Below are 24,185 nucleotides of genomic sequence, written 5' to 3' on the forward strand. Positions count from 1 at the left end.
CATTACTCAAAGTGAATGTTTTCGTCATTTTTATTAACTTTTTATCATCATTTTCTTGTGTAAGATAACAATCAAACCTAATTCGTCTTCTGAGGCCAAAATATGGATCTCGATCACAGTGCTGTTGGCCTCCGTCCGTTGCGTACTGCTGTATTTGGTATGATCGTCTTGACCTTAGGAATGGGCATTGGGCGCTTTTTATATACACCTATGCTCCCGCTTATGCTTCATGAAGGACTGTTTACCTTTTCACAATTATCGATAATTGCCAGTGCCAACTACGCAGGTTACCTTGTTGGCAGCCTCCTTTTCTCTTTTGGTATTTTTAGCGCGGTCAATAAGTTAAGAGTGTCGCTGCTGGCCTCAGCACTACTTACCGTCATGCTGATTTTTTTGATGGCAAAAGTGACTCAGCCAGAAATTATTTTGTTAATCAGGTTCCTTGCAGGTGTGGCAAGCGCGGGAATGATGATATTTGGTTCAATGCTGGTCCTTCAGCATACCCATAACCCTTTTGTTATCGCCTCTTTGTTTTCGGGCGTAGGAATGGGTATTTTTATCGGCAATGAATATGTCATTGCTGGTGTATCCTGCGCCTTAAATTCACATGTGTTGTGGATTGGCGCAGCCATCATTTCAGCGATACTTTTCGTCATACTGACGATGCTATTGCCGAAAGATAAACATATGATCTCCCCAGTAAAAGCTGTCGCAGGCGCGGAGTCGGATATCCAGTGGTGGAATTTAGCCTTACTGTATGGCCTGGCGGGGTTCGGTTATATCATTGTCGCCACGTATTTGCCGTTAATGGCCACAGGGGTTGGCAATACTTTTTTAGCCGACCATATCTGGTCTATTGTCGGTCTTGCCGTTATTCCTGGATGCTATGGCTGGCTCTGGGCTGCCCGCAAATGGAATATATTATCCTGCCTGAGCGTTAACTTAATTGTGCAAGCAAGCTGCGTAGTCATGGCCATATTTATTAACTCGCCACTGCTGCTAACCATTAGCTGTATTGGATTTGGTGGCACATTTATGGGTACCAGCTCGTTAGTCATGCCGCTGGCCAGAAAAATAAGTGCGCCCCAAAAGATTAATCTCCTTGGTCTCGTTACGCTGACATATGGGGTGGGGCAGATCCTTGGCCCATTAGTCGTCAGTGTCTTCCAGAGTAATAAAAATGGAATGACCTATTCCATATTGTTGGGTGCAGTCTCGTTATTTATCGCAGCAGCGATTAGTTATTTGCAATACAACAAAGTTAAATATTCTGGTTATTCTGGAAAACAATGATAATAGTCTGTTTCAGCTAATAACATTAATAGTTCTTGCGGCAGAACCCGTTTTCAAAAGCACTATGACTCTGTTCTGCTGCTTAACGGGTTTGCGCTCTTCTGGCTGTGCGCATTTCCCATAATTATCTGGTTTACAGGAGTTTCTATGCCCTATGTAAATCCCCCTGAGACCGATCCCGCCTATTCTGCTACTATTATTATGTCTTAGTAATGTGATCCACTCGTCTGATTGCCTGCTCAATTACACCCATGTTTATCTCGAGTTCAGGTTAATTAATATGGAAAATATATTGAATGCGGTTAGAAAGTGTATTGGTATCCGATGGTGCATTCGTGTTATAAACGATTAATGTGTTTGATATTTATTTAATCCATAAAACGTATGCTCTGTTGGAACAATAGAGCACACCATAAAATACCATCATTTTCTATTGATAAGTTCAGGCTGCTTAGCCATATATTTGGCAAAAAACCGGAGTGCATACGAATATATGAGAATTCTGAGTGCTGTTCAGAGTCAACCTGCTGAATAAGAGAATCCAATCTTCTTGATATAATGTTTTGAATTTATAAATGGAAATTATATGAATATAAAACTACAGTTAAAGGTAATGTCGTTCCTGCAATTCTTTTTGTGGGGAAGCTGGTTGAATACTTTTGGTTCTTATTTATTTATTACACTGGGGTTTAAAAGTGAAGATATTGGTGCGGTTTATAGTACACTTGGTATTGCCGCACTGATAACATCCCCTCTGTTGGGGATCGTTGCGGATAAATGGATCAGTGCTAAATGGATTTATGCAGCTTGTCATTTTTTTGGCGCGGTGACGTTATTTATTGCCGCATCTGTTGATACCCCTTCTTCCATGTTTATTGTCATTTTGTTGAACTCGCTGGTTTACATGCCGACGCTGGGGCTGAGTAACACGATTTCCTACTATCGCATTCAGAATGCGGGTATGGATATTGTGGCGGATTTCCCCCCGATCCGTATCTGGGGAACCATTGGCTTTATTGTTGCCATGTGGGCTGTAAGCCTGGCGGGTTTTGAACTGAGCCACATTCAGTTATATATCGGTGCTGTGGCTTCACTGGCCTTGAGCCTGTTCACGCTTACACTGCCGCTGGTTCCTGTCGCTAAGTCTAACAAGGCGTACGGATTGGTTGATATGTTGGGGCTGCGCGCATTTGCTCTTTTCAAAAATAAGAGAATGGCCATTTTCTTTATTTTTTCCATGTTGCTTGGTGCGGAATTACAGATTACCGGCATGTTTGGTAATACATACCTGCACAGTTTTGAGAAAATCCCAGAATTTGCCAGCAGCTTTGTGGTAACTCATGCGTCTATTCTGTTGTCCATTTCACAAATTTCGGAAGTGTGCTTCATCCTGGCCATTCCTTTTTTCCTGAAACGCTTTGGGATTAAACATGTCATGTTAATGAGCATGATTGCGTGGATGCTGCGCTTCGGTTTATTTGCTTATGGCGATCCCTCCGTGGGCGGAACAATTCTATTAATTCTTTCTATGGTTGTTTACGGATGTGCATTCGATTTTTTCAATATTTCTGGCTCTGTGTTTGTTGAAAAAGAGGTCGATGCTTCCATTCGCAATAGTGCTCAAGGGGTATTCTTGATGATGGCTAATGGATTCGGTTGTATTATTGGCGGATTTGTAAGTGGTAAAGTGGTCGATCATCTGACCGTCGCGGGTAGTCCTGAATGGTCAACTATCTGGCTGGTATTTGCAGGATATTCACTGGTTCTCGCGGTCGTGTTTATGATGATATTCAAGTATAAACACAATAATTCCAGTACGGCGACAGATAGCTATGCATGATGATATCTTTATCGGCTTCAAGTTGCAGGGTAATTAACTACACCGCTGTTCGGCTCCTTCAGAGTCAGAATAAGCGTGATTTAAAAATTCCTGCGGTGTTTTATCCCGCAACTTGAAATATGCCGGGAATATAACGCAAAATTAATTATTCATATAAAAAGAGGGTATTATGGCGAATCAATTATATAATCAGTGCAGAGTATATTGCGCGCCCTGGCGACTGGACGCATTAAATTTAAATGACACTATTGATCGATGGATTGACGATGGTCTGCTCCCACCACTGGCGCATACGCTTCTGCCATACAGAGATGATGCCGGTTCATCAAGTGAAGAAGAAATCTTTGTCCGTGATGTAGCCAATATGGACAACTGCGTTGGTATGATAGGGTATTTTGATGGTGGTACCTATGATTCAGGTTGTGCCTGGGAGGTGGGTTATGCATGGGCCCTGGGATTGCCCGTTCACCTGATTACGACTGACTTTCTTCTGTGGGCAGCGGGTGATTCCGAAGAGTTTTATCCCATAAGCAAACTGATGAATTATGTCGCTAAAGTTGTTTCAGTATTCGACACAGACACAAGTATCACAAATTACCGTGAGCAAACAACTGATATCCTTAATCGTGCGTTACATACTTTCCAGCATAATTTAATTGCGGATTTTGGGGGCGAAATTCCTCCAGCACTACCATTAACACCGTTGCCGATTGAGTATGATTATTATCTTGACCCCAATTTTATGTATACAGAACCTTCGCGAGGGTTGCTGGAGAATATTAAAAATGCAATTGCCACCGCAGGGAAAACATATATTATCGGCGATAATATAAATGATATTGCTGCAGATATTGATAATTTAAGAAAAAGCAGGCAGGCTGTTTTTTATTCTGATGTCTTTGAGCCAGACGTAGATTCAGGCATTATGAATGGCATTGCTTACGCACTAAAAAAACAATCTATCATTTACTGTAGTAAACAGCAGCGCTACCATTCAGGGCTGGGCACTGACTATCTGAATCTGATGGTTACCTATTCAGCAACAATGACGCATTCATTTGCAGAACTTGAATCGTTGATTAAAAGTGGTGCAATAGTTTAATTATTATATTTAACATGAAATTTGGTTGAACCGTCATCAATATCATCATTTTTGAACAGGTCATGTTGATTGACGGTTTATTCTCTCCGAGCAGTACGACTGCCCACAAGTTAAAAACACGACCTGACATTGCAGAATGATGATGCCCGGATGGGCAAACGATAGCAATGCTCTTAGCGCTAAACTGGATGGCGCTGCTGAGGATGCCGGACTGAGTAATAATTATCCCATCATACAGTATCTGCTCCGAATTATGATTTATTCAACAGTACTGGTTATCTAACCAGGAAACACATGAATGAATCTACCAAATTGATAAAGTCAAAATGAGAAAATGAATGAATAATCAATCTCGCGCAAAATCTTATCAACTCAGTCGTGATGAATTACAGAACATATTAGCCGTTGCCCGCGGAGATGCGCCAGCAGATTATATGATTGATCACGTTACGGTTCTCGACCTGATTAACGGCGGAATGCTCCCCGGCCCGATCGTCATCAGCGGCAAGAGCATTGCAGGCATCGGCCCTGCCTATCAGGACGCCCCTGCTCGTCAGCGTATCGATGCCGGGCATGCCGTGGCGGTTCCCGGTTTCATTGATGCCCATCTGCACATTGAATCCAGCATGATGACGCCCGTGACCTTTGAAACCGCCACGCTGCCGCGCGGCCTGACCACCCTGATTTGCGATCCGCATGAAATAGTCAACGTGATGGGTGAGGAGGGGCTGCGTTGGTTTATCCGCTGTGCAGAACAGGCGCGGCAAAACCAGTTTATTCAGGTTAGTTCCTGCGTGCCGGCGCTGGCGGGCAGCGATATCAACGGCGCGGAATTTCCGCTGGCGCAAATGCTACCCTGGCGTGACCACCCGCTGGTAACGGGGCTGGCGGAGATGATGGATTTTCCCGGCGTGGTGCGTGGCGACGACGCAATTCTCGATAAGCTGGATGCCTTCCGCCATTTGACGCTGGACGGCCACTGCCCATCGCTTTCCGGCAAGGCGCTGAACGCCTATATCGCCGCCGGTGTCGAAAACTGCCACGAGACGCACACCTTCGCTGAAGGGCGGGAAAAACTGAGCGCGGGAATGGCGCTGATGATCCGTGAAGGTTCCGCCGCCCGTAACCTCGACGCGCTGGCTCCGCTAATCAACGAACTGAACAGCCCGCAGTGTATGCTCTGCACGGATGATCGCAATCCGTGGGAGATCGCCCATGAAGGCCACATTGACGCGCTGATCCGCCGCCTGATCAATCAGCATCATCTGCCGGTGCATCTGGCCTATCGCGTCGCCACCTGGTCACCTGCGTGCCACTTTGGCTTAAAACATCTGGGGCTGATCGCCCCCGGCAAGCAGGCGGATATTGTGCTGTTAAGCGACCTAAACCAGGTGGAAGTCCGCCAGGTGCTGGTGAAAGGCCTGCCGGTCAACGCTGCCGAACTGGCCGCCGGAGAGGCCGAACGCCAGCGCCGTAGCCTGCCGCCAGAGGGTAACACTATTCGCCGCCAGCCAGTCAGCGCCGCCGATTTGACGATACCGCTGGAGACCGATGCCCGCTACCGGACTATCGAAATCATCCCTAATGAGTTGATTACCCACAAGCGGGAGAGCGTCTGGCTCGGTGATCGCTTCGATAGCGACGATATCTGCTTTATCGCCGTACTGGAGCGTTACGGGCAGCAGACGTCGCCAGCGCTGGGGCTGCTCGCTGGTTTTGGCCTGCGTAAAGGCGCGCTGGCGGCCACCGTCAGCCATGACAGCCACAACATTGTGGTCATCGGCCACGATGCACGGGAGATGGCTCGTGCAGTCAATCAGGTGATCGCCAACGGTGGCGGCCTGTGCGTGGCGCTGGACGGTCAGGTCGTCGCACATCTGCCGTTGCCCATCTGCGGGCTGATGAGCCAGACGCCCGCTGCCGAACTGGCACAGCAAATAGACGTGTTAAAAGCCGCCTGCCGACGCTGCGGCGTGATGCTGGACGAACCCTTTATTCAGATGGCGTTTCTTTCGCTGCCGGTCATCCCGGCACTGAAACTCACCAGCAAAGGCTTGTTTGACGGTGATGCGTTTACCTTCACCGATATACAGGTAAAAGTGCCTTCCTGAAGCAAAACCGGAGGGTGCAATGCCGCCCGGTTTTGCTACCGAAGTGCACTCACTGGTATTCGTTCATTTTGTCAGATCGTAACCGGATATTTTTTGCCAACTGATATCCGCGTTCCTTCTATGGTAGAACAGACCTGGGCGCTGCGAGGTTCGCCACTTACCCTGAGACCAGCCCCGTCCGTTCCGCTATTATTGTGTTAGTAGTAAGAACCAACCAGCCTGATAGCCAGCTCAACGTTAGCAGGCATGGAGGCATCGTAACCGTACATATGACCATATTGCGGGCGCAGTGCTTCGGTGACGCGATTGATGATTGCATCACGCTGTGCGCGAGCAAATTCAGCGTGGTTGTTAGCAGTTTTATTCATGAATTTTCCGAATGCTTCTTCTTTTCGTGCTTTAAGGGTTGCTGCGCGTAAATCACTCAGAAAGCGATGCTGAAACTGGAAATCGTCGCGCGAGCCTACATTGCCATGTCCTCCGACAAAATAGTTCCAGTCGAGCGCTTCCACCTGCCGTAAGTTGGCATCGTGATAAACCGCGGTATCCGATACAGCAAAGCCCATCATTGGTAATTGATCGGGGTTAAGCAGATCTGGGCTGTGAACGACTTTTTCTTCTTTTAGCAACCATGCTGAATGATCGTCAGTGTGCGCAGCCTTTAAGAAACGGTGTAGTTCAACCGTCAGGTTTTCAAATATGAATCGATCATCCGCGTTTTTCAGTACCCGATTTGCCACTGGTAATCGACTGTCCATAAAACGCATTTTTTCAGTGGTGGCCTCGCTGGCAACGATCTGTAATTTCACTCCTGTCTTTTGCGCTTCCTCAACCCAGAATGGACTGTCACCGATATGATCAACGTGGTAATGCGAGTAAATCAGCGTCGTCACTGGCAGCGTTGTAACATCGCGGATAGCCTGAAGCAGGAACTTCCCCCGTCCCTCCGGGGCATCGAACAGCAATACCCCCTTATCGCCAACATAAAAGGTGGTGGAATAGAAATAGCGCTGAACGTAATACGTCCGCTCGCCTATTTTCTGCAATATATAAGGCTGTTCCATATTTCTCTGATGGAGGTTATCAATCTTATTTCCGACGGGCAGCGTAATGTTAGCGGAGGGAGTCATGTAATGTGCATTAACGGTAGAGACCGCGGGGGTAGGGGCCTGTGCCAGTACACTGGCAGATGTTAGCGCTGTCACGATGAAAAATACCGGGCGAATTGTATTCATATTAAATCCTTTTTAATTTTCATGTTTTCATTTTTTGTAGTGATGTTTGCTGTAACTGGTAAATAATAGATGAGAGGCGAGTGGATATTAATGAAAATAAATTGAATAATTGCTTCAAAAATGCTGATTTTTATTGGGTGGATTTATATCTTCAGATACCCCATACTCTTTTATGGAGTTTTCAATAATGTCATTTATTCACATTAATTATATATAAAAGGAATGTTTTATATGGAAAATGTATTTGTGGTTTATTATTCAGGTTATGGTCACACCCAGTTAGTCGCGGAAAAAGTGGCTGAGGGTGCAAAGGCTGGGTTGATTGCCGTTGATTCTGAGGGGAATATTACCGAGCAGGATTGGGAAAAGCTTGATGCTGCAGATGCGATCATTTTAGGCTCACCAACTTACATGGGCGGCGCACCGTGGCAGTTCAAAAAGTTCGCTGATGCCAGTTCAAAAGCCTGGTTCACCCGTAAATGGCAGGATAAAGTTTTTGGTGGATTCACTAACAGCGCCAGCCTGAATGGTGACAAGCAGGTCACTCTGATTTATTTACAAACGCTTGCTTCACAGCACGGTGGCATCTGGGTGAGCCTGGGCCAGGCTCCGGCAAATGCGTTGGCTTCCACCCGTGATGATATCAATAATCTTGGTGGATCTGTTGGCCTGCTGGTGCAGTCACCTTCCGACGCTGGTGCAGATAAAATCCCGGCAGGCGATTTGCAAACGGCTTATCATTACGGTGAACGTGTGGCTGCGATTGCCGCGCGCATGAAGTAAAGTTTTTATCTTAGCCGGTGGTAGCTTATTAAAAATTACTCAGGCTAAATATTTAAGACATGGTATTTGTTTTAATAGTCAGTGCTAAAGGGTTCAAATTTTTTTGAACCCTTTTCATATTAGAATGCTGGACTTCGTTCTCCGCCTCCCACAAAACTCATAATATGTAATCAAGTACTGACCAGGGTTAAAAAGGGGTATCACTGCCGATATAGCAGGCCATTTTTTCGGGTAAAGAACTGTTCGAGCTCTGACAGCAGTGCATCCATCAAAGGTTGCCAGTTTTGTGCCGGGTAGGTTTTGCCCAGTGGTTGCCACTTTGAGACCCGCAGCCGATGAAAGATTACATTTTCTCGTATTCAGTTCGGGCAATGACTTCATCCTGAATTGGCTTGCCAATTTCACATCAGTACTGCGCGTCGCGCAGCGTTCTGGAATCCACAATGTTGTACTGAATATAACCCGCAGTAATGCGGTGAAATGCTGTGTTTTCAGCGTGGTGACGGGCAGATGACCGATGGCCGGAAAGATATGATTTTCCATGCTGGCGAGAATACGCGCGGCATAATCAGCCGACTACTTTTTGTTGATTTTATGCCAGCCCCGCGCGACAGCTTTAAAACACTTTTCCGTTGACGCGGCGGCTTTTCAGTCAAGCGCTGTTGTGCAGGATTGATATTCTGCGCCAGTAATTTGCGGATATCGTCACGTTTCTGTTTTGCCTCAGCAAGCGAGATGAGCGGATAAGCGCCGAGACTGACGCGGGATTCTTTGCCACTGAAACGATATTTGAGATACCAGATACGCGAGCTGCCCGGATTGACCAGCAGATACAGACCGTGTGAATCGGAGAGCTTTACAGGACGAGACGAGGGTTTTAAGTTGCGGATTTTAGAATCGTTTAAAGACGTTTGGAGGTCACTCCAGAGTCGAACCAATCTGACTCCAAATCTGACCACCAAATTAACCGTATGCGGAGGGAAAACTAAAAACGCATCGGGAAAGATTTTCACGCTAACTTATTGAAACCTAATCATACAGGTATTTATAAGCACGCCTGAAAACAGGAATTTGGCTCCTCTGACTGGACTCGAACCAGTGACATACGGATTAACAGTCCGCCGTTCTACCGACTGAACTACAGAGGAATCGTGTGAACGGGGCGAATATTAGCGATGCCTGTCTGTATTGTCAAAGCCTGAATGGATATTTGCGATCGTTTGCTGAAATATTCTTCATTTCGTCGCTTATTCAGACGCAGACGATTGTTTTATATACTTTTCACGTTCAGGACGTGGATATTTCCACAGCCAACGACCTGTGACCATTCGCCAGTAAAATAACGCGGCCCGTACTGCCCAGTCGAAGAACATCCCCATCCAGACGCCAACGACACCCCATCCTAATACGATCCCGAGGGTGTAGCCGGCAACAACACGACAGCCCCACATCCCCAACATGGAGACCCACATAGCGAAACGGGCGTCACGTGCACCTTTAAATCCAGCAGGAAGAACCCATGATGCTGCCCATATCGGCATAAATGCCGCGTTCAGCCAAATCAGGATGACAATGACCTCTTTTACATCCTGATCGTGGGTATAAAACGAAGCCATCACGCCTGCAAACGGGGCGGTTAGCCAGGCGATGGCGGTTAATCCGATTGTGGAGAGCCAGAATACATGCCGCAACTGGATTTCCGCCTGAGCAATCTGTCCATTTCCCAGACGTCTGCCGGTAATGATGGTAGACGCGGAACCTAAAGCGTTTCCCGGCAGGTTGATCAGTGCCGCTATCGAAAAGGCAATGAAGTTACCGGCAATTACGCTGGTACCCATACCTGAAACAAACATCTGCGTAAGTAACTTGCCACCGTTAAACAGGACTGACTCTATACTGGCAGGAATACCAATCCCCATGACTTCCCAGATGATGGCAAGATTCAGCGGTTTAAAATAGCTCTTCAGGGGAATGCGCAGCGCTGGGTTAAATCCAATCATCAGCACCCATATAATGGCGATGGCACCAATGTAACGTGAAATCGTCAACCCCAGACCTGCGCCGACGAATCCCAGCCCTTGCCAGGAAAAAATGCCGTAGATCAGGATGCTACTGATGATAATGTTCAGGATGTTCATACCACCGTTAATCAATAACGGTATTTTGGTATTTCCGGCACCGCGCAGTGCGCCGCTGCCAATTAACGCAATTGCTGCAGCGGGGTAGCTGAGCACTGTTAATTCCAGATAGGTTAGCGCCAGCGCTTTTACATCAGGGGTGGCTTCTCCTGCAACGACATCAATAATCTGCTCACCGAAATAGTGAATCACCGCCGCCAGTACGACAGCAAATATTGTCATGATCACCAGTGATTGTCTGGCTGCGGCTCTGGCGCGTCGGCGATCGCGCTTTCCGAGACTAAAAGCAACCACCACCGTCGTGCCAAGGTCGATGGCGGCGAAAAATGCCATGATGACCATGTTGAAGCTGTCGGCAAGCCCGACGCCTGCCATAGCTTCTTTACCCAACCAGCTCACCAGGAAGGTGCTCAGTACTCCCATCAAGAGTACACAGGTGTTTTCCAGAAAAATGGGGACAGCAAGCGGGGTAATTTCGCGCCAAAAGAGAACTTTATAACGCTTGCGTTTGGCATACCAGGGCGTGCGGGATGCGACCTGGCGTAAGGCTGCGGAGACGTTCAAAGTGGACCTTAATGAAGAAAGTTGAAACCTCATTTCAAATGATGAGGGAGAATCAAAAAAGCTGCAAAGTTTTTTCCATTTAAAATGTCTGTAAATGCAACAAACTGTCGAGAGAAGCACCAATTGATCCCCAATGTAGGAATTGGGGTTTGACAAATGTTTTTTCGCCGCTAAGATAAGCCTCCACAACGATTCCTCTGTAGTTCAGTCGGTAGAACGGCGGACTGTTAATCCGTATGTCACTGGTTCGAGTCCAGTCAGAGGAGCCAAATTTAGAGAAGCCCGCTTAAGGAAACTTAAGCGGGCTTTTTGCTTTTTAGCTTTTCGGTAAATCCACCTGACATGCAGGTGGATGCTTTACAGACTGGGTATTATCAGAACTGGTAGCTGGCGGTGAGGCTGACGTTACGCGGCTCACCATAGACGATAGAACCGTCGATATTGGTGTCGTAGGTTTTATCGAACAGGTTATTGAGGTTACCCTGCACAGAGAAGTTTTTCGTCACCTGATAGCGGGTGAACAGATCTACAAGGGCGTAGCTTCCCTGTTCCGCGCGGAATGTGCCATAAGGCGTGACCGTATCACTATACACTCGATTCTGCCAGTTAACCCCGCCGCCTACAGTCAGTTCCGGTATGGCTGGCAGGCGATAGCGGGTGAACAATTTTACCGTAGTACGCGGCAGGTTCGGATTGACGGCATTGCCTTCGTTGTCATCCGCAACGTACCGCGTTGCGCCGAAAGTCATCTGCCAGTTATCCGTGATCGCACCGTTCACTTCGAATTCAACGCCTTTGCTGACCGTTCCATCCATCGCTTTAAAGGCCGTATCCCCATTGCTACCGGCGATTGGTACGCCGGTTGATTGCGCCACGTTATCCTGCTCAATGCGGAATACGGCGAGGGTGGTGGTTAAACGGCTGTTCATCCAGTCTGATTTCAGACCAACTTCGTAGTTGTTGCCGGTAATAGGGGAGAGATATTTACCGGAACTGTCGCGTTTGTTCTGCGGCTGGAAGATAGAGGTATAGCTGGCGTAAGTGGACCAGTTATCATCGATGTCATACACCAGACCCGCATAGGGCGTGGTGTGGTTTTGTTCCATGCTGTAGGCCAGGGTGTCGATACGCCAGTTGGTATAGCGCGCGCCGACGATCAAATGCAATGGGTCGGCGAGCGAAATACGCGTTGCGGCGTAGAGTGATTTCATGTGCGTGGTGTCGTCCTGGGCCAATGACTGTGGGCTCCAGTTGGTTTCCGGGAAGTTACCGTCGTAGGTATAGAAGCTACCTATTTCGTTGGGGAAGACGTTTGCCCACGAGCTCTCATAACGGTTATTTTGCTTGCTGTAACTGCCGCCCAGCATCAGGTTATGCTGACGACCAAACAGGTCGTAGCCACCATCGGCAAAAAGATCGACGGCATCGATTTTACGCTTGCCGCTGTTCCAGCCTGTTCCACCAACGTAATCATAGCCCGGTCCATAGTTGCCATAGGGACCAATCAGTGTGCCGTCAGCTTTATTAACGTAAGCGTCGACGTACATCATCTTACTGTCGAACTTGACCTCGGAGTGGGTGGCATTCAGGGTTGTTTGCCAGGTATCCGCGAAACGCTGCTTGAGTGTCACGAAGACTTTGTTGATGTCTTTGTCATTGTAGGTCCAGTCCGGCGCGGTGCTGCGCGAGCGGTCGTAGCTGTTTTTGCTGCCATCGGTATTCCAGCGCGGCAACCCGCCCCAGGTTGGACTGTTGATATCAATACGCTGGTATTCGTAACCTGCCGACAGGCTGGTGGTGTCGCCCAGATCGGCATCGACAATCCCCGAGAAAAACATTTTTTCATTGTTATAACGGTCAAGCCAGGAATCGTTATTTTGATAACCCGCTACGATGCGGGCGCGCACGTTACCGTCTGCCGTCAATGGGCTTTGCAAATCGGTCACATAGCGCTGTTTATTCCAACTACCGTATTCCGCAGATACATTCCCGGTGAACTCGCGGCTGGTGGCATGCTTACGGATCATGTTAATAGATGCCGAAGGATTCCCCGTGCCAGTCATTAACCCGTTTGCACCACGAACCACTTCTACACGTTCAAACAAGGCCGTGTCAGAAAGGGCATCGCCGAGGTTCCAACGGGATTCAAAATAGGTCGGGATCCCATCGACCATGTAGTTATCGATCTGGAATCCGCGAGAGAAATAGCTGCTGCGGTCAGAGTCCGCCTGGCTTTTGCTGATCCCCAGTGTGTTGTCCATCACATCACCCAGTGTCTGGAGTTGCTGATCTTCCATACGCTGTTGGCTGACGATGCTGACCGATTGCGGGATATCTCGCTGTGTCATCTGCATTTTTGTACCTGCAGATGTCGATTTAACGCTGTAATCCTGCTCATCACTGGATGTGGCGGAGGCTGAACCATCAACGATCACGGTCTCTTCTGCGGAGGCGGCGAGGCTGGTACAAGGCAATAGCGCAGCCGTAATACAGGCTGCCAGGAGGGATGGGACAATGGCAGAACGATGCTGTTCGTCCCTGTCGTGTGTTGTGAAAGACATCAGAAAGTCCTTGATAATTATTAATATTAAGTTCGAATCACGTGAGTGCGTAATGAACCCTTTGGCTGTTATTTATTTTTTCTTCATGAGAATGCAAATGCGAAATATACGCATTCATATTCAATGTGTAAACAAATGCTACGCATAAATGAAATATTGTTTCAGTACTATGTCTGAGCGATAGCGCCGGGAAATGGTTATAAGAACAGCACTGGCAGGGCTTTTTGCTTAAAAAATCGAGGGTTAAAGTTGAAAGAGCGTGAGTAACTCGCTCATACTCTATACTCGCAGAGTCACCCGGCGTAGCATGGCACAACGCATGGGCTCTTAATGAAAAAGGAAAACGTCGTGGCAGAAGAAACTATATTCAGCAAAATTATTCGTCGTGAAATTCCGTCGGACATCGTATACCAGGATGAACTGGTCACTGCGTTTCGTGATATTTCACCTCAGGCGCCAACGCATATTCTGATCATCCCGAACGTTTTAATCCCAACCGTCAACGATGTGACGGCAGAGCATGAGCAGGCGCTGGGACGTATGATCACAGTGGCGGCGAAAATCGCTGAGCAGGAAGGCATTGCCGAAGATGGATACCGTTTGATTATGAATACCAACCGTCACGGTGGTCAGGAGGTGTATCACATTCATATGCATCTGCTGGGTGGACGTGCGCTTGGTCCAATGCTCGCGCATAAAGGTCTTTAATAATGACCAGAGGATGCATTGCGCTTACGTTGGGTCTGCTGTTGCTGGCTGGCTGCCGTTCACACCCGGAAATTCCGGTCAGTGCTGAACAGTCTCTGGTGATGGAATCAACAGTACTGGCGGCGGGTATCACTGCAGAGCCGCCTGAGTTAACAACGTCTGATATTCAGGCCTCAGCATCCTCGCGACTCTACAACGAAAGACAAGAACCTGTCACCGTTCATTATCGGTTTTACTGGTATGACGCCAGAGGGCTGGAGATGCATCCTCTGGAAGCGCCGCGCAGCGTGACTATCCCGGCTCGTTCGTCGGTAACGCTGTACGGCAGCGCCAATTATCTGGGGGCGCACAAGGTTAGGCTTTATCTTTATCTGTAAGGGGTGAATCTTGAAGATCAAAATGAATCGCTACGCACTGATTGCCGCGCTGGCGATGTTTCTCTCTGGTTGTGTGGCTCAACGTGAGCCAGCGCCGGTAGAGGAAGTGAAGCCGGTGCCGGAACAACCCGTGCAGCCGCAACAGCCAGTTCCGGTTGTACCCACAGTGCCAACCATACCGCAGCAGCCGGGGCCGATTGAACACGAGGACCAAACGGCGCAGCCAACCCCACGTCAGCGTCATTATGACTGGAACGGGGCAATGCAGCCGATGGTCGGCAAAATGCTGCAAGCTGAGGGGGTGAAAGCTGGGGGCGTACTGCTGGTTGATAGCGTGAATAACCGTACCAACGGCTCGTTAAACGCGGGTGATGCCACCGAGACTTTGCGAAATGCACTGGCGAATAATGGTAAATTTACCCTGGTTTCTGCGCAGCAGTTGGCAGTAGCCAAGCAGCAGTTGGGCCTGTCGCCGAACGATAGCCTGGGAACACGCAGTAAAGCGATTGGTATTGCCCGTAACGTTGGCGCTCAGTATGTGCTCTATTCCAGCGCTTCCGGTAACGTCAATTCACCTGCGCTGCAAATGCAATTAATGCTGGTACAAACTGGCGAGATAATCTGGTCAGGTAAAGGTGCCGTTCAGCAACAATAACAGGCTGACGCGCGATGAAGTTTTGTCGCGCTATTTCTCGCAGTATCATCCCGTCGTCTCCAGCCAAAGTGGTTTGAGCGGCGGGAGCTGCATCATCGAACATCAAGCCCACCGTTTAGTGCTGCGCTGTCATCACGATCCCTACGCGCCAGAATCGCATTTCTTACGCCACTATCATGCGTTAAAGCACTTGCCAGAAAGTCTTGCGCCGCGTCCTCGCTTTTATACACGCGGATGGATGGCCGTCGACTTTTTTCACGGTAAGGTAGAATCCAGATTACCTGACGCCGACGAACTCGCTGGCTTATTGTATCATCTGCACCAGCAGCCCCGATTCGGCTGGCGAATCAGCCTGCTGCCGCTACTCGAGCAGTACTGGCAGTGTAGCGATCCGGCGCGTCGTACGCCGTGCTGGTTGCGCGCCCTGAAGCGGCTTAGAAAAAGCGGTGAGCCTCGACCTTTGCGCCAGGGGCCGCTGCATATGGATATCCACGGCGACAACATCGTACGTACAGACTCAGGGCTGCGGCTGATTGACTGGGAATATGCCGGCGACGGTGATATCGCGCTGGAGCTGGCGGCGGTATGGGTCAGCGATGAGTCCCAGCACCAACGGCTGATTAGCGCCTACGCCCAACGCGCGCATATTGAGCAAGACGCGCTCTGGCGACAGGTCAGGCGATGGCAACCCTGGATAATGATGCTGAAGGCGGGGTGGTTTGAGTATCGCTGGCAACAAACCGGCGACCGACAATTTATCAGGCTGGCCGATGAAACCTGGCGGCAGCTAACAATGAAAGGATAAGGAGAGCAGTGTGGGCCCAGTAATGTTGGATGTCGAAGGGTATGAGCTGGACGCTGAAGAGCGTGAGATTCTGGCACATCCACTGGTAGGCGGGTTGATCCTCTTTACCCGAAATTATCATGACCCGGAACAGTTGCGTGAATTAGTGCGTCAGATCCGCGCGGCATCGCGTAATCATCTGGTGGTGGCGGTAGATCAGGAAGGCGGCAGGGTGCAGCGTTTTCGCGAAGGTTTTACCCGTCTGCCTGCGGCGCAATCTTTTGCTGCACTGCATGGGCTGGAAGAGGGAGGCAAGCTGGCAGAGGACGCCGGATGGCTGATGGCCAGTGAAATGATCGCGATGGATATTGATATTAGCTTCGCGCCCGTTCTGGATGTGGGACATATCAGTGCTGCGATTGGTGAACGTTCTTATCATGCCGAACCCGCGCAAGCGTTGGCGATGGCAACCCGCTTTATTGATGGCATGCATGCGGCCGGAATGAAAACTACCGGTAAACACTTCCCCGGACATGGTGCAGTGACGGCGGATTCGCATAAAGAAACGCCAACCGATCCGCGTCCGGAAGCCGAGATCCGCGCGAAAGATATGTCGGTATTCCAGACGTTAATCACTGAAAACAAACTGGATGCCATTATGCCGGCGCACGTCATTTACAGCGATGTAGACCCGCGACCCGCGAGCGGCTCACCCCACTGGCTGAAAACAGTACTGCGCCAGGAGCTCGGTTTCGATGGCGTGATTTTCTCCGACGATTTGTCGATGGAAGGCGCAGCAATTATGGGGAGCTACGCAGAGCGCGGACAGGCATCGCTGGATGCAGGTTGCGATATGATCCTGGTCTGCAATAATCGTAAGGGTGCGGTCAGTGTTTTAGATAATCTGTCGCCGATCAATGCAGAACGTGTTACACGTTTGTATCATAAAGGTTCATTTTCACGTCAGGAACTGATGGACTCGGCTCGCTGGAAGACAGTAAGCGCCCAGCTCAACCAGCTTCATGAGCGTTGGCAGGAAGAGAAAGCAGGTCATTAACGCAAGTTTGGCGAGGATGCGATGATTATCTATTTACACGGTTTTGACTCTAACAGTCCGGGCAACCACGAGAAAGTATTGCAACTGCAATTTATTGACCCGGATGTCAGGCTGATTAGCTACAGTACGCGGCATCCTAAACATGATATGCAGCATCTGCTGAAAGAAGTGGACAAAATGTTGCAGCTTAATGTGGATGATCGACCGTTGATTTGCGGCGTTGGGCTGGGGGGGTATTGGGCTGAACGGATTGGTTTCCTGTGTGATATTCGTCAGGTGGTGTTTAACCCTAACCTGTTCCCGTATGAGAATATGGACGGGAAAATCGACAGGCCGGAAGAGTATGCTGATATCGCCACAAAATGTGTGACCAACTTCCGCGAAAAGAATCGCGATCGCTGTCTGGTTATCTTGTCGCGTCATGATGAAGCGCTCAATAGCCAGCGTTCGTCGGAAGAGCTGCACCACTTTTATGAGATAGTCTGGGACGAAGAGCAGACGCATAAGTTTAAGAATATCTCTCCGCATTTGCAGCGCATCAAAGCGTTCAAGACGCTGGGTTAACCTTTAATGAGCGTGTTAAAAAACCAGCCTCCGGGCTAATGCTCGTCAGTTAAGCATGTATGGTGAACATGTGATTCCGGCTCAGAGTTCCGTTCACCTCAGCGGTGTCATTTCTCTGAAGCGCAGATATCCGTGAACGTGCAAGGGAGGCTCACCGCCGCCTCCCTTGCAACCCAGGCTCCCGGCGGGAAAATCGTCGCTGCGCGAGTTATTCGTCTTATGCCGTCTGCCTGTCGGGTCGGAGCCGAGCCTGCGTCCCTGCAGGCCGTCCCCTCTGCCCGCATCCCTGCGGGCAGACCCGGTCAGCCGTCAACGCCTCATCGATTTTCCCGCCGGGAGCCGGGATTGTAAAGGGCGTGGCGGAGAACGCCCTTTACACGTTCACGGGAATCCGTGTTTCAGAGAAACGATGAGCATGAGGTGAACGGAACTCTTTCTCCGAGATAGCATGTTCTTTACCTCCGCCAGCTTACTGAAACTGAGGTACTAACTGACTGGCATTACAGCCATCGGGCTGGTTTTTTTATTCTTAAAGTCTGGGTTGTCTATCTTTTCAGCATCAAAACTTGATACACATCAATTTTGGTATGACCAATGCACCGTTCGTGTTATTCTCACTCTCGAGGAACATTTTCATTATCGTAACTTGTTGTTAATTAAAGGCTATATGCATAACTTTTAATTAACAATTGGTTAATAAATTTGAGGGGGTCACGTTGACTACACCATTGAAAAGGATCGTGATTGTCGGCGGCGGTGCTGGCGGACTGGAAATGGCGACGCAGTTGGGTAAAAAACTGGGTCGTAAGAAAAAGGCAAAAATCACGCTGGTAGACAGAAACCACAGCCACCTGTGGAAACCGTTGCTGCACGAAGTGGCAACAGGATCGCTGGATGAAGGTGTTGATGCGCTGAGCTATCTGGCGCATGCCCGAAACCACGGATTCCAGTTCCAGCTGGGTTCGGTGATGGATATCGATCGTGAAGCGAAAACCATCACGATTGCTGAGCTGCGAGACGAGAAAGGCGATCTGCTGGTCCCTGAGCGTAAAGTGCCATATGACACGCTGGTGATGGCACTGGGCAGTACGTCCAACGATTTCAACACGCCGGGCGTCAAAGAGAACTGTATTTTCCTCGATAACCCGCACCAGGCGCGTCGCTTCCACCAGGAAATGCTGAATCTGTTCCTGAAATATTCCGCAAACCTGGGCGCGAACGGCAAAGTGAATATCGCTATCGTCGGCGGCGGTGCGACGGGGGTTGAACTCTCCGCTGAGCTGCACAATGCGGTAAAACAGTTGCACAGCTATGGTTATAAAGGGCTGACCAACGAAGCGCTGAACGTCACATTGGTGGAAGCTGGTGAGCGTATTCTGCCTGCGTTGCCGCCGCGTATTTCCAGCGCCGCGCATAACGAGTTAACCAAACTGGGCGTACGTGTACTGACTCAGACGATGGTAACCAGCGCTGACGAAGGTGGGTTGCATACCAAAGATGGCGAGTACATCAAAGCTGATCTGATGGTGTGGGCAGCAGGTATCAAAGCGCCAGACTTTATGAAAGAGATTGGTGGTCTGGAAACCAACCGTATCAACCAGCTGGTGGTTGAACCAACCCTGCAGACGTCGCGTGATCCGGACATCTATGCGATTGGTGACTGTGCTTCCTGCGCGCGTCCGGAAGGGGGGTTTGTGCCGCCGCGTGCCCAGGCTGCGCACCAGATGGCATCCTGCGCGATGAACAACATTCTGGCACAGATGAACGGTAAACCGCTAAAAGCGTATCAGTATAAAGATCACGGTTCTCTGGTTTCTCTCTCCAACTTCTCTACTGTGGGCAGTCTGATGGGCAACCTGACGCGTGGCTCAATGATGGTGGAAGGGCGTATTGCGCGCTTTGTCTACATTTCACTGTACCGTATGCACCAGATTGCGCTGCATGGTTACTTCAAAACCGGCCTGATGATGTTGGTTGGCAGCATTAACCGCGTGATTCGTCCGCGTCTTAAACTGCACTAATACTGGCTTGTAATGCCGGATGGAATGCTTCATCCGGCACTTTCTTTCAGAGTTCTCTGAATCATGCTGCTTTACTCCTTCTCTCCGCGATTTTCATCCGTAATCTGATTGGCATTATTTACCTCCTGTTGCAAAGTTGTTGCTAATAGCAAAAAAGGAGGAAGTCCCGTGAATAAATCAATGTTGGCGGGTATAGGGATTGGCGTAGCTGCTGCGCTGGGTGTGGCAGCGGTGGCCAGTCTAAACGTTTTTGAGCGTGGCCCACAGTTTGCACAAGTCGTCTCTGCAACACCGATTAAAGAAACGGTAAAAACACCGCGCCAGGAATGTCGTAACGTGACGGTTACTCACCGTAAACCCGTACAGGATGAAAACCGTATTGCCGGTTCCGTGCTGGGCGCGGTTGCCGGGGGCGTAATTGGTCATCAGTTTGGTGGTGGGCGCGGCAAAGACATTGCGACCGTTGCCGGTGCGTTAGGTGGCGGTTATGCCGGTAACCAGATTCAGGGGTCAATGCAGGAAAATGATACGTACACCACCACACAACAACGTTGTAAAACAGTGTATGACAAATCAGAAAAAATGCTGGGCTACGACGTAACGTATAAAATCGGCGATCAGCAGGGAAAAATCCGTATGGATAAAGATCCCGGTACGCAAATTCCGCTGGATAACAACGGCCAGTTGGTTCTGAATAACAAGGCGTAAAATAGCGTTATCCTGAACATTAGCCCCCCATCGCTCAGGCTGGGGGGCTTTTTTTATTAGAAGGTTAAGGCATAGTTCAAACCAAAGGTGCGACCCCGACCTTTGTATTCATACAAGGATGGACTGCCATAAGTCGGGCTGTAGAGTAACGGTGCACGCTGTCCCCAAAGGGTGGTGTACTCTTCATTCAGCAGGTTCTCAACGCTAAAGGTCAGTTTACCCAGCGGGAGCTGATAGCTGCCGATAAAGTCCATCGTATTGTACCCATCCAGCTTGTTGCCACTGGCGTCGCTCAGGTCAAACGTCTGCTGACTCTGTACTCGCAGCGACCACGGTTCCGGCGCCCAGCCAACCCATGCTGTTGCTTTAGACGGCGAAGCCAGAGTGACATCCCATTTTTGCCATTTACCGTTTTGCTTCACTTCCGATTTAATGATGTTGAAGTTACTTCCCAGGCTCCAGTCCGTATCAGCAATGAAATAATCCACCGCGCCTTCAAGGCCATAAATCCGGCGATCGTCGGGCTGTACGTTAATGGTCATATCGTTGCGGTTAACGACGATCGATTTATCAGATATGGAATAGTAAGCGGCGAGCTGTGTACGCAGGTTATCGCCGGTGTAGCGCCACCCCAGTTCGTAAGAGTTAACTTTAATGCCTTCCAGACGTGAATCCGCTACGTTAACACTGCGCTGGAGCTGATAATGATCGCCAACCAGCGAGTAGGTACCGTTGCCGTAGTATTTTCCAGGGTCGGGAAGTTCCACACCTTGAGAGAAGTTGAACCAGGTCTGCTGGCGATCGGTCAGGTGTGCGAGGATGCCCGCGTTAAACAGGAAGTTATCATAGTCTGTTTTGCCACCCGGGATACTATCAGCAGAGTTCGCCAGACCCGTTGCGATGCCTTGTTGCTGCGTATAGCCGACAAAATCATCAACGCGGTTTTCAGTCCACTGGTAGCGGATACCGCCGCTGAGCGTAAAGATGTCATTAATGTCGTAGCTGTTTTGCAGGAAAGGCGCAAAGTTGGTGATGCTGTAACCGGGATAGCGCCCGGTGGTGTAGGCCGTTCGGTTATCCATACCGCCAGAGGGGAGGGAATAAGCCAGATCGAAGAATTCTTGATTGGAATCGAATGTTTCGTGATCGGCGTCGATACCCCATGTCAGTTCCCAGTTTTCCATCAGCTGGCTGTTGAGGGTGATTTTGGCACCAAACTGGTCAGTATCCTGTTGTGATGCGGAGAAACTGGTGACCTTACCTTTGCTCAGCGTAGGGAAAGGATAGAATTTAAGTGATTCGTCACGGTAATAGATCTGGCTGACCAGATTCTGGCCGAAGAAATTAGCATCGGAATATTGCAGGCTGATCAGATGCCGTTCCGTGCCGGGGATACGGTCGGAATTGAGACCGCTGCTGGTATTAGCGTTGCCGGTTCCCGTCACGGCAGACATGTTCTTGCCGAGATCCAGTCCGTAGTCGTCATCGCCCTGGCTTTTGTAGTACTGCGTAACCAGCTGCAGCTGGCGGTTGTCATCAAGCTCAATCGTCCCGGTACCCATCAGATCCAGACGATCGGAATGCTGCAGACCGGTTTGGGTATTATCGAGCATTAAGGCGTCGTGGTTGGCATCATACCACCCCCCAAACCGTTGATAAGCGACAGACATGCGTCCGGATGCGCGGTCGGTTCCTCCGCTAACTGCGGCGGCAACACGTTCGTCATGATCGTTACTGTTGTTGAACCCGCTTTTGCTGCCCAGCTCGAGTTCGACTTCACGCTCAGGCTGACCTTTTTTGGTGACGATGTTGATCAAACCACCGGTACTTCCGCCGCCATACAGCGATGTTGCCCCGGAGATAACTTCAATGTGTGCAATATTAAACGGATCAATGGAGTCGAGCTGGCGGCTGTCGGTGCGGGAAGAGTTAAGACGAACACCGTCAATAAGCACCACGATGGCACGACCACGCATGTTCATCCCGTAGTTGGTTCGTCCCTGGCTGCTGACGTCGATTCCGGGGATCAACTGAGCAAGAACATCCTTAAACTCTTTCCCCCCCTGAACCTGCTGTTCAATCTCGCTTCCTTCGATAACCCAGGTCGTTTGCGCCATCTCTGCCACGGTGCGTTGGCTCCGGTTGGCGCTGACGATGAGATTATCTTCCTCAGCTGCAATAGCCGGCAGAGTTAAAGATAACAGGAGAGGATTGAGCACCCAGAGACGCTTATGCATTTGTGTTCCTTTTAAAAAAGTCGGTCTGTTTTTGTTAGGGCGGTAGAGAAACCGATGGTTACATTGTGTAACAGGCGTTAAAACAAATGCGAATATTGCTGATAATAATTTTTGTTATCAACATATTTTACAAAAAATGATCGGATAAGATGATGAAAACAATGAAAAATGTGTGGGTAATGTGCGGAAATTCTACCGGGAGCAGCATAAGCTCCCGGTGATGACATTAAGACGTGAGTCGTGTGGAAAGGGTTAATCTTTAATCAGTTCAGGCCACAATCGTAACGTGGTGTGCGCGATCTGCATCAATTTTTCGAATGTGGCTCCTTCGCGGGCGCTGATCGACATACCCTGCAAAACACAGTTCAGATATTCAGCCAACTTTTGTACATCGCAGTGTGCCGGTATTTCACCCTTTTCCTGTCGTTGATGCAGAAACTGAGCCAGCGTCTGCTCCTGCATGGCGTGACGGGATTTAACCGTGTGCGCAATGTCCCGGGAGGAGGCGGCCAGCGTAGCGGATGTGTTAATCATAAAACATCCCGCAGGCGTGTCTTTACTGGTGAAGCAGGTCGCTATTGCGGTGAAATAGTCCCCGAGTGCAGATTCGAGGCTTTTTTCTTCACAAAAAAGTTGGGCTTCGTGTTTTGCCGCGAATCGACTGATATAGCGGTCCAGCACGGCACGAAACAGTCCTTCCTTATTGGTGAACTCCGCATACAGCGTAGGCGCTTTTGCCCCGGTTGCTTCTACGAGATCGGCGAGCGATGTCGCTTCATATCCGTGCTGCCAGAAGAGTGTCATGGCCTTATCAAGCGCGGCTTCCCTGTCGAACACTTTTGGTCGGCCACGGCTTTTTTTTACACAACTTGTCGTTTCAGTTGTCATGGTGCCGTTGTACCTGGTTGGGTTTATTGAATAACCATTATAAAAATAATCGCGCAGACACTCCAGTGCATTCACCCTAAAAATAATTTAATGCTATTAATATGAAAAATAAGGCCTTTGTGCTTTAAATAACAATCGTTATAAAAAAATATTGACGTGTGACCTGGATCACATCTATGATTTACCTATCGATCGTTAAGTTAATCGCTTACGGCACACATTCATCTGCTAAAGGTAACTATCATGAAAAACGTAAAAACTCTTTTTGTCGCTGCTGTCCTGAGCTCACTTTCATTTGCAAGCTTTGCCGCTGTTGAAGTTCAGGCTACACCGGCAGGCCAACAGAAAGTCGGTATTATCTCTGCCAACGCCGGGACTAACTTAGGTTCTCTGGAAGATCAACTGGCACAGAAAGCAGATGAAATGGGTGCGAAGTCATTCCGTATTACTTCTGTTACCGGTCCTAACACTCTTCACGGGACGGCAGTTATCTACAAATAAGTTGTAAACCCTCGCTATGCCACTGCGAATTCAATAAAAAACCCCCGCGGGAACAAAC

The 24,185-nt window shown here is 49.3% G+C and carries 22 protein-coding genes and 2 tRNA genes; 15 read left to right on the forward strand and 9 right to left on the reverse strand.

The window, feature by feature from the left end; all coding sequences use genetic code 11:
- Nucleotides 1-102 precede the first annotated feature (102 nt).
- From OGX91_RS02460 to adeD, 4 genes are all read left to right on the forward strand, one after another.
- Complete coding sequence (locus OGX91_RS02460; RefSeq protein WP_286625359.1) at nt 103-1,293, forward strand: MFS transporter; 1,191 nt, start codon at nt 103-105, stop codon at nt 1,291-1,293.
- 586 nt (nt 1,294-1,879) lie between these two features.
- Nucleotides 1,880-3,133, forward strand: coding sequence for a nucleoside permease (locus tag OGX91_RS02465; RefSeq protein WP_286625360.1), 1,254 nt, complete (start codon nt 1,880-1,882; stop codon nt 3,131-3,133).
- Between the two features lie 169 nt (nt 3,134-3,302).
- A complete protein-coding gene (locus tag OGX91_RS02470) occupies nt 3,303-4,235 on the forward strand; it encodes a nucleoside 2-deoxyribosyltransferase (protein ID WP_149691659.1) in 933 nt (310 codons plus the stop codon).
- A 338-nt stretch (nt 4,236-4,573) separates the two neighbouring features.
- Nucleotides 4,574-6,346 carry an adenine deaminase gene (gene adeD, locus OGX91_RS02475; RefSeq protein ID WP_286625361.1) on the forward strand — a complete coding sequence of 591 codons (1,773 nt, stop codon included), beginning with the start codon at nt 4,574-4,576 and terminating at the stop codon, nt 6,344-6,346.
- A 197-nt stretch (nt 6,347-6,543) separates the two neighbouring features.
- Here the strand turns inward: adeD and OGX91_RS02480 are convergent, their stop codons facing one another.
- Nucleotides 6,544-7,581, reverse strand: coding sequence for an MBL fold metallo-hydrolase (locus tag OGX91_RS02480; RefSeq protein ID WP_286625363.1), 1,038 nt, complete (start codon nt 7,579-7,581; stop codon nt 6,544-6,546).
- Nucleotides 7,582-7,812: 231 nt separating this feature from the next.
- On the opposite strand from OGX91_RS02480, the gene OGX91_RS02485 reads away from it, so the two are divergent.
- On the forward strand, nt 7,813-8,364 hold the full coding sequence (locus tag OGX91_RS02485; RefSeq protein WP_005121110.1) for a flavodoxin family protein: 552 nt from the start codon (nt 7,813-7,815) through the stop codon (nt 8,362-8,364).
- A gap of 114 nt (nt 8,365-8,478) precedes the next feature.
- On the opposite strand, the gene OGX91_RS24145 is transcribed toward OGX91_RS02485, so the two are convergent.
- The 5 genes from OGX91_RS24145 to OGX91_RS24070 form a co-directional block, all read right to left on the reverse strand.
- Entirely contained in the window at nt 8,479-8,907 is a 429-nt protein-coding gene (locus tag OGX91_RS24145) for a hypothetical protein (protein WP_502873332.1), read from the reverse strand.
- Entirely contained in the window at nt 8,856-9,377 is a 522-nt protein-coding gene (locus tag OGX91_RS02490) for an Arm DNA-binding domain-containing protein (protein ID WP_502873335.1), read from the reverse strand. Before OGX91_RS02490 ends, OGX91_RS24145 begins: the two co-directional genes overlap by 52 nt.
- 59 nt (nt 9,378-9,436) lie before the next feature.
- Nucleotides 9,437-9,512: transfer RNA gene (locus tag OGX91_RS02495), tRNA-Asn, on the reverse strand.
- 99 nt (nt 9,513-9,611) lie between these two features.
- Nucleotides 9,612-11,099 (reverse strand): EmmdR/YeeO family multidrug/toxin efflux MATE transporter, encoded by a 1,488-nt coding sequence (locus tag OGX91_RS02500; RefSeq protein WP_286625365.1) that lies wholly within the window; start codon nt 11,097-11,099, stop codon nt 9,612-9,614.
- A gap of 46 nt (nt 11,100-11,145) precedes the next feature.
- Nucleotides 11,146-11,253 carry a DUF5951 family protein gene (locus tag OGX91_RS24070; RefSeq protein WP_353622658.1) on the reverse strand — a complete coding sequence of 36 codons (108 nt, stop codon included), beginning with the start codon at nt 11,251-11,253 and terminating at the stop codon, nt 11,146-11,148.
- A 6-nt stretch (nt 11,254-11,259) separates the two neighbouring features.
- Here OGX91_RS24070 and OGX91_RS02505 point away from each other — a divergent pair.
- Nucleotides 11,260-11,335: transfer RNA gene (locus OGX91_RS02505), tRNA-Asn, on the forward strand.
- A gap of 105 nt (nt 11,336-11,440) precedes the next feature.
- Here OGX91_RS02505 and fhuE read toward each other — a convergent pair.
- A complete protein-coding gene (gene fhuE / locus OGX91_RS02510; RefSeq protein ID WP_286625367.1) occupies nt 11,441-13,627 on the reverse strand; it encodes a ferric-rhodotorulic acid/ferric-coprogen receptor FhuE in 2,187 nt (728 codons plus the stop codon).
- Between the two features lie 348 nt (nt 13,628-13,975).
- Between fhuE and hinT the strand changes: the two genes are divergently transcribed.
- From hinT to OGX91_RS02550, 8 genes are all read left to right on the forward strand, one after another.
- The gene (hinT, locus tag OGX91_RS02515; protein WP_005121105.1) at nt 13,976-14,335 is read left to right on the forward strand and encodes a purine nucleoside phosphoramidase; all 360 of its coding nucleotides are present in this window, start codon (nt 13,976-13,978) and stop codon (nt 14,333-14,335) included.
- Nucleotides 14,336-14,337: 2 nt separating this feature from the next.
- The gene (locus tag OGX91_RS02520; protein WP_286625368.1) at nt 14,338-14,712 is read left to right on the forward strand and encodes a YcfL family putative periplasmic lipoprotein; all 375 of its coding nucleotides are present in this window, start codon (nt 14,338-14,340) and stop codon (nt 14,710-14,712) included.
- Nucleotides 14,713-14,734: 22 nt separating this feature from the next.
- Complete coding sequence (gene lpoB / locus OGX91_RS02525; RefSeq protein WP_040232002.1) at nt 14,735-15,367, forward strand: penicillin-binding protein activator LpoB; 633 nt, start codon at nt 14,735-14,737, stop codon at nt 15,365-15,367.
- Nucleotides 15,348-16,172: a thiamine kinase gene (gene thiK, locus OGX91_RS02530; protein WP_040231954.1), complete on the forward strand. Its 825-nt coding sequence runs from the start codon at nt 15,348-15,350 to the stop codon at nt 16,170-16,172. The genes lpoB and thiK overlap by 20 nt, the downstream gene beginning before the upstream one ends.
- Before the next feature lie 10 nt (nt 16,173-16,182).
- Nucleotides 16,183-17,208, forward strand: coding sequence for a beta-N-acetylhexosaminidase (gene nagZ, locus OGX91_RS02535; protein WP_005121101.1), 1,026 nt, complete (start codon nt 16,183-16,185; stop codon nt 17,206-17,208).
- A 21-nt stretch (nt 17,209-17,229) separates the two neighbouring features.
- Nucleotides 17,230-17,772 carry an alpha/beta hydrolase YcfP gene (gene ycfP, locus OGX91_RS02540; protein ID WP_005121100.1) on the forward strand — a complete coding sequence of 181 codons (543 nt, stop codon included), beginning with the start codon at nt 17,230-17,232 and terminating at the stop codon, nt 17,770-17,772.
- 716 nt (nt 17,773-18,488) lie between these two features.
- Nucleotides 18,489-19,793: an NADH-quinone dehydrogenase gene (gene ndh / locus OGX91_RS02545; protein ID WP_048211961.1), complete on the forward strand. Its 1,305-nt coding sequence runs from the start codon at nt 18,489-18,491 to the stop codon at nt 19,791-19,793.
- 168 nt (nt 19,794-19,961) lie between these two features.
- Nucleotides 19,962-20,501, forward strand: coding sequence for a glycine zipper 2TM domain-containing protein (locus OGX91_RS02550; protein WP_048211960.1), 540 nt, complete (start codon nt 19,962-19,964; stop codon nt 20,499-20,501).
- A gap of 56 nt (nt 20,502-20,557) precedes the next feature.
- On the opposite strand, the gene OGX91_RS02555 is transcribed toward OGX91_RS02550, so the two are convergent.
- Both OGX91_RS02555 and comR read right to left on the reverse strand, forming a co-directional pair.
- Nucleotides 20,558-22,738: a TonB-dependent siderophore receptor gene (locus OGX91_RS02555; RefSeq protein ID WP_040231959.1), complete on the reverse strand. Its 2,181-nt coding sequence runs from the start codon at nt 22,736-22,738 to the stop codon at nt 20,558-20,560.
- A 252-nt stretch (nt 22,739-22,990) separates the two neighbouring features.
- Complete coding sequence (comR, locus tag OGX91_RS02560) at nt 22,991-23,626, reverse strand: TetR family copper-responsive transcriptional repressor ComR (protein WP_040231960.1); 636 nt, start codon at nt 23,624-23,626, stop codon at nt 22,991-22,993.
- A 243-nt stretch (nt 23,627-23,869) separates the two neighbouring features.
- On the opposite strand from comR, the gene bhsA reads away from it, so the two are divergent.
- Entirely contained in the window at nt 23,870-24,127 is a 258-nt protein-coding gene (gene bhsA / locus OGX91_RS02565) for a multiple stress resistance protein BhsA (RefSeq protein WP_040231961.1), read from the forward strand.
- Nucleotides 24,128-24,185 lie beyond the last annotated feature (58 nt).

The sequence above is a fragment of the Citrobacter sp. Cpa228 genome, from assembly GCF_030333085.1.
GTDB classification, from domain to species: Bacteria; Pseudomonadota; Gammaproteobacteria; order Enterobacterales; family Enterobacteriaceae; genus Citrobacter; species Citrobacter pasteurii.